Origin of the sequence: Helicobacter sp. 11S03491-1, assembly GCF_002272835.1 — a bacterium.
In the GTDB taxonomy this organism is placed as follows: domain Bacteria; phylum Campylobacterota; class Campylobacteria; order Campylobacterales; family Helicobacteraceae; genus Helicobacter_J.
Genome location: NZ_MLAO01000003.1, coordinates 15,872 through 29,695, shown reverse-complemented (window position 1 = coordinate 29,695; position 13,824 = coordinate 15,872). Strand labels below are relative to the sequence as shown.

The 13,824-nt window shown below is 33.7% G+C and carries 3 protein-coding genes; all 3 read left to right on the top strand.

Going from position 1 to position 13,824, the window contains the following annotated elements:
- Nucleotides 1–82 precede the first annotated feature (82 nt).
- The 3 genes from BKH45_RS02335 to BKH45_RS02325 all read left to right on the top strand — a co-directional run bounded on the left by BKH45_RS02335 (nucleotide 83) and on the right by BKH45_RS02325 (nucleotide 13,397).
- Nucleotides 83–571, top strand: coding sequence for a hypothetical protein (locus BKH45_RS02335; RefSeq protein ID WP_095273866.1), 489 nt, complete (start codon nucleotides 83–85; stop codon nucleotides 569–571).
- Nucleotides 568–2,226 carry a ShlB/FhaC/HecB family hemolysin secretion/activation protein gene (locus BKH45_RS02330; protein WP_095273865.1) on the top strand — a complete coding sequence of 553 codons (1,659 nt, stop codon included), beginning with the start codon at nucleotides 568–570 and terminating at the stop codon, nucleotides 2,224–2,226. The genes BKH45_RS02335 and BKH45_RS02330 overlap by 4 nt, the downstream gene beginning before the upstream one ends.
- Nucleotides 2,227–2,324: 98 nt before the next feature.
- On the top strand, nucleotides 2,325–13,397 hold the full coding sequence (locus BKH45_RS02325; protein WP_095273864.1) for a hemagglutinin repeat-containing protein: 11,073 nt from the start codon (nucleotides 2,325–2,327) through the stop codon (nucleotides 13,395–13,397).
- The last annotated feature ends 427 nt before the right edge of the window (nucleotides 13,398–13,824 follow it).

The following is a 13,824-nucleotide window of genomic DNA, read 5'->3' as shown; positions in this document are numbered from 1 at the left end:
TATTTTCTATTAAGTATTATTTTGTTATGATTATGAATATTATTAAAATATATTTAAACTAAAATTATTTGAGAAAACTATAGTGAAAAAAATATTAATCATTTCTTGTTTTTATTTTCAGGTGCTTTTTGGTATTGGAGGAATTGTTATTGAGCCAAAAATTGGTATTACTCCTTATCAAAATTTTCAATCTAAAACTGACTCTGAAACTCTGCATAATTTTTTTGATTATGGCGTGGATATCTATTCCCCTATTCCGAAACTCAGTAGCTTTGAGGTAGGGATAGGAGGAGAAATCAGAAGGCTTAATCCATTGCTAAGCAACAAAAAGAATGTCGGACTTTTTTTTACTCTTATTAAAATGCCGACATTTTTGGATACTTTAATTATCGGCAGATTGGGATTTTTGCAAAATACAACCTTAGAAAAGACATTTTATTATGCTGTTGGATTTGAAAAATCTATTCATAGAGTGGTTTTTCAGGTTTTATTTGATGACATGGAGATTAAAGTTAATAAAACCAGCCCTCATTATCGATCTGTTGTATTCAAGATAGGAGTAAAAATTTGAAATTTTTTTGGTTTTTTTTGATTGTCTTGAAAGTATTATGGGCCAGTAATACGAATTCGGAGTTACAAAATCAAAATCGAATATTGGATCTATTAGAAAAACAAAAGGAGCAAAATTATATTCAAGAGCAACTTCAGTATCCTGATAAATACAAAAGTGACGATCAAGGTGAAATCAAAGAATTTGAAGATAATAAAGAATATATCTTTTCACATATAAGTATCCAAAGTCAAATTAAAATTCCTAAAACTCTTATCAAAATGTTAGCAAACTATCAAAATAAGCCTTTAAAAAAACAAGATATTTTTGAAATCATAAAAAAAACAAGTGAATATTATATTAAAAAAGGCTATACCACCACACTTGTTACGATAAAATCCGGCAATGTCAAAACAGGTAAATTAGTTTTGGAAGTAAAACTTGGTTATATCAATCATATAGAAATTAAAAATTCTAAATATTCTAATATAAGGGTTTTTGATGCCTTTCCAATTGGCAAAAATGATATCCTTGATATTTATGCTCTTGATCAGGGGATTGAGAACCTTAACAATGGGGGTTATTATTATCAGATGCGAGTTGAACCAAGTCAAAAGTTGGATTATTCGAATATCTTAATTGAAGAATTTAAAACACCCGGTGGGATCAGCATAGGATTCAATAATAGCTCTACGATAGATAAAGGATCTTTTAGATCGGTATTGGGATTGAATCAATATAATTTATTAGGGATTAATGACACGCTTTCGTTGAATTATATGGAACGCTTTATCCATCGTCGTAACAAAAACAAAGAAAGTATTTATTCAGCTAACTATACGCTTCCTTTTAGGTATTGGAAATTTTTATATTCAGCGAGTTATACAGATAGCTATACAGATATTCAAGCACAATTTGGGAGTTATAGTAATAAAAGTGAAAATCTAAGGAATACTTTTAAAATCCAAAGAGTTTTGCATAGAAATAAAACTGCAAAAACAACTGTTTATGCAGAGCTTAAGCTTCGGGGACAAAAAAATAAAATCAATGAGGTATTAATTGAAATTAATAGCAAAAAATATACAGCCTTAGGGATTGGTATTGAACATGTCAATAAATTATTTGGGGGGAATTTGTATTTAGATATTGAATATTTAAGGGGAGTTCCTTTTTTTGGTGGTTATAAAGACACAAAAAATTCTATTTTCAAAGCACAATACAATAAACTTAATCTGAGCGCTTCTTGGCAAAAATATCTTTATTATGGGAACTATGTGGCTTTGATGTATCGGCTAAATGTTGGGGCAAGCTATAGTGGCGATGAATTGTATTATGCAGATAAGTTTTTCATTGGGGATCAATATACAGTGAGGGGTTTTAAGGAAAGCTCTTTGGCTCTTGATAAAGGGGGATATATATCCCAGACCATTACCTTAAAACCAGTTTATTTGCAAGGGAGTATTTGGAATTTAGAGCCATTTTTTGGTCTTGATTATGGAGGGGGCAGAGATTATGGTTTGAGTCATAATGACCATATTGCAGGAGTTGCTTTTGGAGTCAATTATTTTTGGAAAATTATCAGTTTAGGGGTAACAATTTCTCAACCTCTTATGCGATCTAAGGATATGCCGGCAGAATTTGTACCAATTTATTTTAATTTAAATATTTTTATGTGATAATATTTATTATATAACTTAAGAAATTTTGATTATTTGATTAGATTTTACCAGATATTTTTATTTTTAGAAAATATAGATATAAAGGATATTTATTTATGAAATCATACAAGAAGTCATTGTCTGTTTTTGTGTCTTTAATTCAGATTCTTGGGAGTTGTTGTGTTCATCTTTCCGGGGCAGATTTAAGACCTAGAAATCATATACGCCCTTTAAATAATGATATTTATACTCCACAAATGAGTTCTGCAGCCAATGGAAGAGATGTGGTTAATATTGTAAATCCCGGTGTAGAGGGGATCTCTCATAATAAATATGAGAGTTTTGATATCGAGAGAGACAATGGGGTGATTTTGAATAATTCCCAAAAAAATGGAATATCTGTAACAGGAGGATATGTAACAGCTAACCCCAATTTATCCTCAAATGCAAAGTTGATTATCAATGAAGTTATTTCCGGTAAAAATAGCTCTTTGAATGGGACGCTTGAAGTTTTTGGAAAAAGCGCAGATGTCATTATCGCGAATGAAAATGGACTTGTTGTCAATGGAGCAACTTTCATCAACACAAATGGAGTAACCTTAACAACAGGGTTGATTGATAGATCTAATCATCAGATTGTGGTAAAAGGAGGGAATGTAAGTATTCTAGAAAGGGGAGTTGGGCTAAGCGGGGATTATTTTTCTATTATTTCTCGAAGCATGCAACTTTTGGGAAGTATTTCAGATCTTGATGGAAAGGCAGTGCAACGATTGAATTTAATTGGGGGTCTCAATAGCGTAGGTTTGGGGATTAGCATGGATAATCCACAAATCAAGGCAACAGCTCAATCTGAATCCAAAAAACCTCAATTATCTATTGATGGAAACTTACTTGGTTCTATGTATGCTGGGTATATCCGTTTTATCAGTACTGAAGAAGGTGTAGGAGTTCGCCATTCCGGTATCATTAGAAGTGCAAATGATATTGTCGTTGATGCTAAAGGAGATATTAGCACAACCGCCCTGGTAGGTCAAAATATCAGCATAGATACTTCCGGGAAACTTAACAATGATGGCGTTATTGTTGCCGGCAAAAATCTCAAGGCAAAAGCCACAGATTTGAATAATAAAAGTCAAATAAATCAAGAAACTATTGATAAGTTAGGATTAAAATTAGAAACTTCTTATATTGAAGGAAAAAATGCTGATTTTAAAATACAAAATTTGCATAATGATGGAGGGATAGTTGGGACAGAAACTCTTTCTTTGGTTTCTGAAAATTCTAAAGGGATATTTAGAAATACCGGAGAGATAATTTCCAAAAATACTCAAATCCAATCAGGTAGTTTTGAAAATAATGGAAAAATTTCAGCAAATCAACTCCAACTCCAATCCGGGGATATTACAAATTCCGGTGCAATGATCGCAGGTATTTTAAATGCAAATGTCCAAAACAATTTCATCAATCAAGGCACAATTGAGTCTAATCGCATGAAACTTCAATCAGGTAATCTCCAAAATAATGGAGGCATAAGAGCGAGTATTTTTGAATTAGATGCTCAGAAACTTGTCAATACTTCTGAAATGAATATTTATAATGGAACGATAAATGTTGGAAATGTGCTAAATTCCGGAAAGATCCAAAGTGAGAATAAACTGAGTTTTGATTTTAAAGATACTTCCAAATCTCTTTTAGAAGTTCTGGAGAATCAAAATGGTACTATTGAAAGCAAAGGTATTTTGAGTATCCATACAGGAGCGGTTAATATCAATGCAAGTTTAGGGAAAATAAGCGCCCATGAGGGGTTATTAATCCAGAGTGAGGGAGATATTGTCATCCAAGACTCTTTTAGCAATATAGGTTCAATCCGGTTAAAAGCTGCAGGCAATATTACCAACAATGCCAATACATTGCTGGCTTCACAGAAAAATATCGCCCTTGAAGCAAAAATGGATTTCACCAATCAAGAAGGAAGTTATATTTTTGGAAATAATGTTGCTATTGAAGCGCACAATATCACCAATCAAGAAGATGCTTTTATTGATTCAGGGAATCAAATTTTTCTCAAAGCAGATACAATTAATAATAATGCAGGTTTTATTAATTCTTCCGGAGATATGACAATACTTACACGAGTGCTTAATAATACTGCTAGAGAAATGGGGAATATCTCTTTTAGATTTAATGAAAAAAAGCCTTTGTATTATTATTTCAGTAAGAGTTATTTTTGGAATAGAGATTTTAGAGCCAATTATATAGGCTATGATATTAAAAATGATCTTTCAAATAAACAAGGTATCATAAAGGCTGGAGGGAGAATATCTGTTAGTTCGGAATCAGGAAAAACGAGTGTTTATAATAATAACTCAATCATTGGTGCTTCCAAAGATATCCATGTTAGAGGAGACTTTCATAATATCACAACCTCTAAAGAATATGGCGTAGGTAGATTATTAGGGATGTTTACTATTGAAAATATTGAAGCAGAGCCTACATTTGCAGGTCATTTGGTGACATATCATTTGGGAGGGGGAAATATTTTTGGGGTATTAAATAAGGCAAGAAATGCTGCTGATGACAATGCAGGGTATTTTGGATTGCTTAAAGATATGGCGAGCAAGGATTCATTTTTTAAAGAGTTGATGGACAAAGCATATGGGCAAGATTGGATAACACAAAGCGATCCTCATAAGCTACAATTCAATAACGATGCCTATTACTATTTTACTTCTAAAAATCCGGCTCAAGTTCTCTCAGGCGGGAATATTATTACAGAAGATGGGAGTTTTTTTAATGGCACAGGATCAATACAGCAAATGCATGCAGATATTAAAGATCTCCAAACAAAATTAGAGGATATTAAAGAATCTAATTCCAATGCAAATCAGGTAAATGCTACAAACATTGCGCAAAATGAGGATCAAGCACTTAAAGATACTGAAAACACAAAAGAACCTACCAATTCTCAAGGACAATTAGAGGGTGTTAAAAAGTTTGAAACGACCAAAATTGAAACACTCGGGGATTCTCTAAAGGCTACACAAAAACCAACTAACACAGAATCTACTCCGGCAGAAGAAAAAATTTATGATTCTGTAGGGCTTGATGAAGAGGGTATTTTAAGGCTTGGACAAAGACTTTTATTTCAAAAAAATACGCAACCTTTTACGCAGAAGATAAATTATTATATAGAGACAAGACCCAATTTGGTGGATATGAGTCAATTTTATGGTTCTGAATATTTTTTAAAGCAAGTCGGATACACCACAGATAAGACTATTTCAGTTATTGGAGATGCTTATTATGAAAATAGACTTTTAAATGAGCAATTAACAAAAAATTTGGGTTATAACAACTCTTTAGACACCAAAGATGTAAAAGCTTTTCTGGATAATGCCCTCAAAGAACAAAAAAAGCTAGGGTTAGTCATTGGAACTCCATTGAGTAAAGAACAAGTCGAAAAGTTAGATACAGATATTGTTTGGTATGTGAATAAAAAAATCAATGGGCAAGATGTTTTGGTACCCCAACTCTATTATTCCAAAAATACCTCTTTTAAGAAAATTCCTTCAAAATCTCAAGATGCTAATCGATCTCGTGTGGCTGCTGTAGGGGATATATTTTTAGATACAGATGCATTCAGTAATAAATCTTCAGATATTGATGCCATTGGGGATGTTGTGATCAATACTAAAAATATTGCAAAAAATATAGGAGGGAGCATATCAGGCAATCATACAGATATTCAAGCGGGAAAATTTGTTTCTGAAAGTTCAATAAATACCGATGATAAAGGAAACCCTCAGATTCTTTCTCAAGCAAAAATAACCTCTAAACTTGGAGTAAATATCCGGGCTAAGGGGGATATTGATATTAAAAATACAGCTATTGAATCGGGTAAAAATGGTAATGGGATAAATATTATCTCTAAAAATGGTTTTGTCCGGATAGTAGATGAAGAAATTAAAAAGGTAGATTATAACCAAGAGCATAAAAATGACGCAGATACTTCATGGGTCAGCACTACTCTTGTGCAGACAAGTTCCGTAAGTGGTTCGAGTATTAAGGGATCTAATATCAATATTCGATCACATAAAGGTACTACTATCAAAGGTTCAGCCTTTGATCAAACTTCTGAAGAAGGAGAAGTGAATATTTTTTCAGATGGTGATATTAATATTCTTGCAGGCAAACAGGATGCAAGTATCAAAAACGAAACATATTTTAGTGGTGTGAATGCTACAACAGGTTTGAGAGAATATGCCACTACAACCAGCACCGATGGTAATTCAAAAACAGCTGTTGGGAGTTCGATTAAAGCATTAGGTAATATCAACATCTATAGCAAGAAGAAATTAAATGTGCAAACTTCTCAAATTGATTCCGATAAGAAGACAATACTCTATGGCAAAGAAAAAGTCGATATTTTAGATACTCAAAATACTGCAACCTTGAGTTCTTCTCATTTATCTTTTCAGGTTTTAGGCATTAAAGGAGGGAATCAAAATCAAAATACTTCTCGTTCAAGTGTTGCTTCTCTTAGGGGCGGAAATGGATTATTTATAGGTTCTGAAGGGGATATAAAAATTGTTGGGGCAAAATTAGAAGGCAAGGGAGATGAAGGGGCTATTGTCTCAAGTACTTTGGGTAAAGTAACCATTCAAGCGGGAAAAAACACCAATCATAACGATGGTCAATCTTACGGATTTGGAGTTGTTGGTTCAGTAAAAGCGGGTTTGATGGGCAATCAAGCTTCAGCAAGTTTTGGAGTAGATGGGAATAAAGCACAAGCCCAAAGTAATTTTGATCCCGCTACACTTACTTCCGGGAAAGTGCAAATGGACTCTTTGGCTTCTGCAGAGATTGGGTTAGAATTGGGTTATAATTACCAAACTTCAGATGATGTATATTATACAAATGCCAATATAAAAACCACAACAGGAAATATTGTTCTTTCCGGTAAAGATGCTGTAGATATTGGGGGTGCAGATTTTGACTCCGGAAAACATGTTATTTTGAAAGGTGGTTCTATATTATCTACCAAATATATTGGTGATAGCACTTCAAGTTCTATAGGAATTAATGTTTCACTCAAGCAAAAATTTGCCGCTACCAGTTCTGTAGCGGATACGATGAATATGGTTTCAGATATCGCTACTACTGCGGCAAATGGGGGTAATCTCAATGCAGGTATAGTGGCTGCCGGTGCTGCCGGAGCGGTTACAAATCTTATTTTTAATGACTTAGCCGGTGGCGTTTCCACGCAAGAAGCAGGTGTCCAAGTTGGTTATGAAAATTCTCATAAAAATTTTGAAAATACAACAAATGTTAAAGCAAATGGAAAAGTACTTATCCAAAGCACTACAGGAAATGTTGAATTAGCAGGAGTTAATTTTCAAGCAGAGGATTTATATATTCATTCTGCAAAAAATACATTAATTAGAGCTGCAAAAAGTACTTCTGAAGAAAGTGGTTTTTCTGTAGGGGTGCAGTTGAGACTTCAAGAATCAGCAGGCTATTCAGCCTTATGGGGAGGGAATACAGATGTTGGGATAGGAGGAAGTGTTAATTTTTCTCTAACTAATAAAAATGAAACTACCAATCAAACCGCCCAATTTAATATCAAAAATCAAGCCATTGTTGTTTCTAAAGAAGATTTTAATATGCTTGGGGGCAAGATTAATGCCGGGAGTGCAGATGTGTTTGTTGGGGGCAATATGCATATTGCCAGTCTTAAAGATTCCAAAGATTCCAAAAGCATTCATGCAAGCGGAGGAGGGGATATTTCTCTTGGAGTAGCTACGAATACAATTGCTAAAGGAGATGTTTCTCTTAACGGAGGAGGAGGGTATTATTATGAAAATTCCGATAGTGTGGGTATGCAATCCGGTATTGCAACGCAAGGAAAATTAAATGTCCATGTTAAGGGCGATGCAAAACTTGAAGGAGCTATTTTAGATTCTAAGACAAAAGAAGGGGATTTTGATGTTGCAGGAAAATTAGATGTCTTGGATTTGGCTTTGCATCAAAGCACAGGTGGGGGAAGTGCATATCTTTCCGGAGGGACATCAGGTAGTTTTGGGGCACAAGCAGATATAGGGGATTATAAAGATCAAAAAAGCACTTTGCATACAGCTATCAATATCAAAACAAATGCCAAAAAAGGGGTTATGATAAATGGAGTGAGTTCTTCTGTTGATGACTTATATACAGATACGCAAAATACTCAAGTTGTCCTCACAGATACTTCTTTTGCAGGAGGTAATATGAGTTTTAGTGGGGATATTCATCAAGCTAAGCAACTCCCAAAGAAACTTTTTGGATCCAAAAATAAACCCACACATACAGCACAAAATTCTGATAATGTAATCTTTAGCGGACCTGCAGAGCCTATTAGCTATGAACCTGTTGTGTTACGAACTGAAAATTTACTTTATGCCCCACCTCCTAAGAAACCTAGGGTGGATACTCCGGAAGGAAATATTTCTCAAGAGAATCAATCCGAACAAATACCTCTGTCTAATCCCTCTGTATCTTCTTCAAATCCGGCAGACATGCAGTTGCCTACAGGTGGGACTGTGGCATCTACATTGTTAGCGCAAAAAGATGAAATGCCTTTGCAACCAAGCGTTGTTTTGAGTCAGTCTGAATTGAGTTGGATGAAGAATTTATCCGGTTCAGATACTGAAGAGACTCATGTAATTCAAAATCCTATTGATGGCAAAAAATTGGGTGTAGGATCTTATGGAGAGGCTTATTTGGTCGATCATGAAGGGAAAGATTATGTTGTAAAAGTCCCTACAAAACCTGAATATCTTGCTAATTTGAGCCAAGAAGCTCAGATTTTAAATTCAATACCCCAACATCCAAATATTGTCAAAACAGAAGGTATCAAAGAAATCCAAGGCCAACAAGGACTATTGTTGGAATATGTTAAGGGACATACATTAGATAATGTATTGGGAACTTTAAAAGATGCTTATGATAAGAATCAGATCAATCACTCTGAGTTTTATGGAAGTGTTTCGCATTTGACAAAAGGAATTCTAGAAGGCATGAATCATCTTAAGAATAATGGGATTGTTCATGGTGATATTAAAGGAAATAATATCCTTTTAGACACGCAGACTTATGAGCCAAAAATCATTGACTTTGGTTTGGCTAGAAAAGTTGGCGATGAAGCAAAAGCAGGGCATCCTTTGTTTGCATCTCCTGAAATACTTGATTCAATGTTGGGTATTTCAAAACAACAGCGTGCAGATGATAAACAAGATGTTTATGCGCTGGGACAATTTGTGCATAAGATAGGAGAAGGACAAAATCATGTTTTTGGGGCTAAGCCTGAAGCAGATCCTCTAGAATATGTCATGAAAAAAAGAATTGATAAATTACAAGAAGAAGGTAAGCTTGAGAATTATCAACCTCTTGTCAGACAAGAACAATCCGGACTCAAGGAAAGTGGTAAATATGGCTATGAAGGTGCTTACGTGCAGTTTGTAAATGGCGCATTGGCTATTGATCCCAATAAACGTCTGAATGCACAAAATCTACTTGAATCTGATTTTATTCAAGATGCCTTGATACAATCCCATGAAGTGCCTAAGGTTTTGGATAAGGCAGGGATTGATTTAGGGGATTGGGAAACTGTTATTCAAGGACATTATTCTGAACAACCCCAACAGCCAAATTTCTCTCCTAATACAAAACCTCTCTCTATTGCTCCAAATGTTGCCATGAATCCGGAGCCCAAAGCCCCTCAATCTTCAAGTTCCCTATCTTCAGTCCCGACAGAACAAACATCTCTAGTAAAAAGAATCAAAAATCTTTTTGTAAAAAATAAAGCCTCTTATAAGACTGATGATTTGGGATCTGCATCAGAAGATGTTCAAGCACTGTCTTATAAAAAAATCAATGATAATCTCCCGCCAAAATCAGAAGCAGTCAAAAATGAACAAGCTTTCATTGCGTGGCAAAATAAACGTCAAAAAGATTTGGAAAAATTTGACAACATGGGAGAAGTTATCCCTGCTTCAATCCCGCTGGTGCAAAAAAATCAACCCAGTGATTCGGATATGAAGGATTTGTTAGACTTTATGGATAGAGGCGTTTTTGAAGTCCAAGATATTAATCTATCACAAACTGCAAGTCTTCTAAATGGCTTGACAAAAAATCTTGCATTTCTCAAACATCGCAATTATGATGAAATAAAAGAAAATTTCACTGTCTTACTTTCTGAGATTGGAGAAAACTTACCCTATCATAATGATTCAAAAGATTATAGAGACCTTACCAGAGGGGTTTATCAGGATTTAGACAAAAAACTGTTAGATGATCCTGCCATTAAAAATTACCTTACAACCAGTGATTTTACAAGCAAAAGAGATTTTAAAGATTTCAGTCAAATTATTATCAATGCTTATACTGATGCATTAAAGAAAACAAATTTAAATGTGAGTGATCCTAAAATAGTCCTTTCTTCTTCTTATCCAAATGCGTATTATTCATTTGAAAAAGATAGCGTTCATCTCCCTTCTCCGGAGAGTTATAAAAACATTTATTTCCCCGATAAAACCCCTACTTCTCAAGAAGTCGGATTAATGCTTTTAGATACGGTTGTCCATGAAATGACGCACAAGCAACAAGCTACGTTTGTAAAAAATTTAGATAACCCAAAACTTTCTCAAAGTATCAAAGACTATGCTTCTATTATTCAAGCAAATGCGCAGTTTTATGCAAAGGCTAATGACAATTATCATTTATACAGAGATCAAATTTTAGAAAAAGAAGCCTTTGAGCATGGAAGTGCTTCAAAAGATAAATTCCAACATTTTCTCTCTCAAACTCCTCAATCAAGCAATCAAAGCTTTATGACATCATCTGATCCGGCGAGTAGTAGAAATCCATTACTCCAAAGAATTACAAAGATGTTTTCTACACAAAGATCCGGTGATGATTTGAATGCACCTCTCTCTATTGCTCCAAATGTTGCCATGAATCCGGAGCCCAAAGCCCCTCAATCTTCAAGTTCCCTATCTTCAGTCCCGACAGAACAAACATCTCTAGTAAAAAGAATCAAAAATCTTTTTGTAAAAAATAAAGCCTCTTATAAGACTGATGATTTGGGATCTGCATCAGAAGATGTTCAAGCACTGTCTTATAAAAAAATCAATGATAATCTCCCGCCAAAATCAGAAGCAGTCAAAAATGAACAAGCTTTCATTGCGTGGCAAAATAAACGTCAAAAAGATTTGGAAAAATTTGACAACATGGGAGAAGTTATCCCTGCTTCAATCCCGCTGGTGCAAAAAAATCAACCCAGTGATTCGGATATGAAGGATTTGTTAGACTTTATGGATAGAGGCGTTTTTGAAGTCCAAGATATTAATCTATCACAAACTGCAAGTCTTCTAAATGGCTTGACAAAAAATCTTGCATTTCTCAAACATCGCAATTATGATGAAATAAAAGAAAATTTCACTGTCTTACTTTCTGAGATTGGAGAAAACTTACCCTATCATAATGATTCAAAAGATTATAGAGACCTTACCAGAGGGGTTTATCAGGATTTAGACAAAAAACTGTTAGATGATCCTGCCATTAAAAATTACCTTACAACCAGTGATTTTACAAGCAAAAGAGATTTTAAAGATTTCAGTCAAATTATTATCAATGCTTATACTGATGCATTAAAGAAAACAAATTTAAATGTGAGTGATCCTAAAATAGTCCTTTCTTCTTCTTATCCAAATGCGTATTATTCATTTGAAAAAGATAGCGTTCATCTCCCTTCTCCGGAGAGTTATAAAAACATTTATTTCCCCGATAAAACCCCTACTTCTCAAGAAGTCGGATTAATGCTTTTAGATACGGTTGTCCATGAAATGACGCACAAGCAACAAGCTACGTTTGTAAAAAATTTAGATAACCCAAAACTTTCTCAAAGTATCAAAGACTATGCTTCTATTATTCAAGCAAATGCGCAGTTTTATGCAAAGGCTAATGACAATTATCATTTATACAGAGATCAAATTTTAGAAAAAGAAGCCTTTGAGCATGGAAGTGCTTCAAAAGATAAATTCCAACATTTTCTCTCTCAAACTCCTCAATCAAGCAATCAAAGCTTTATGACATCATCTGATCCGGCGAGTAGTAGAAATCCATTACTCCAAAGAATTACAAAGATGTTTTCTACACAAAGATCCGGTGATGATTTGAATGCACCGGCATTGCGTATTAAAAAATCTAAAACTACAGAAACTGCAGGAGAGCAAGAAATTCAAATTGAACATATCCCCACCCAAAACCATAAAAATCTGGAATCTCCATTAAGTGGTGAACCTACCTTTTCAAATGTAACTCTTGTATATGGGCTGAGCGAGACACGAGAGGATTTATTAGAAGCAGTTCGTGATTCTGAGCTTATCAAAAGACCTTTTATTGGAGATGATTATCTTGATGCACTCAATGGAATAGATTTTGATAGGGTTGAAAGATTTGATGATTTTGCTTCTTTTGTAGCTATGGGTAAGCCTAATTTGCTTAAAGAAGAAATATTAAACTATCAAGCAATAGTTAATAATATAGGAGATGAAAGTTCTAATTCAGTCCCCAGAGAAGATAACAAAAAAGTATTTGAAGCTCTTATGAGTGATCAAAATACAATACAAATCCTTAAGACCATAGATGCTAAAAATAAAGCAATAGATCAAATTAAAATTACAGCTATTTCGCATGACATGAGAGAATTATTAAACTTTATTGAGGGAGATGTGGTTAATTTACAAAATCTCACACCACATGAAAAAGAATTATATGATCAATATATTGAATATATTGATCCAATGATTGATTCGAGATTTTTTGAGGCAAAGACAAAAGAAGTCCTCAAACAAGTCTTGGACAATGGAGGAAAAATTTATTTCAATTTAGATGAAATTGTAACAAACTATAAACCCCATGCAGATGAAATTTTAAATGTTGATTTGACAAAATTAAAAAATATTTTTAAACCTGATTATGAATATTATAAATCAGTAACGTCTGGGGAGTTGCGTTATATTTATGAAAATTATAGAGAACACCCAAATTTAAAATGGACTATTAAAAAGCAAGTGATTGAAAATCCTTTTAAAAATCCGGAAGTTATCAAAATAATACAGAGCGAATTAAAACATTCAAAGGCACAATAAATTTTTATATTTTTCTCTAGAGTGATGATGTTAGACTCTATTATTGTATGAGTGGCAAGTATTGTTTCAAAATGATAATAGTTTAAATCACAAAAGTGGTGATCGTAATTTTATGGATGTGATTTGATTTTATATGACAGATTTCTGTAGAGAATGCTATCTTAATATAGGATCAAATTGCCTATAAAATCAGATTTTAATTTTATGTATTTTTGGGAATAAATTTCACTTTTATGTTCCCAAATTATTTTTAACAAGTCATTGTGTATAAACACCCTTAAGGATAAATCTTAATTTTTTTATTTTTAATTTGTTATAAGGCATACAAAATACCATGATTTTAATTGCTTATTCAATAATTATTCATTTTTTGACATAAAGATATGTAAGATGATAAATGAGTCTTTGTAGCTTATTAAAGTATTAT

Excerpts from the sequence above, each read along its gene's own strand:
- BKH45_RS02325 (WP_095273864.1), top strand. The coding sequence starts at position 2,325 with ATGAAATCATACAAGAAGTCATTGTCTGTTTTTGTGTCTTTAATTCAG.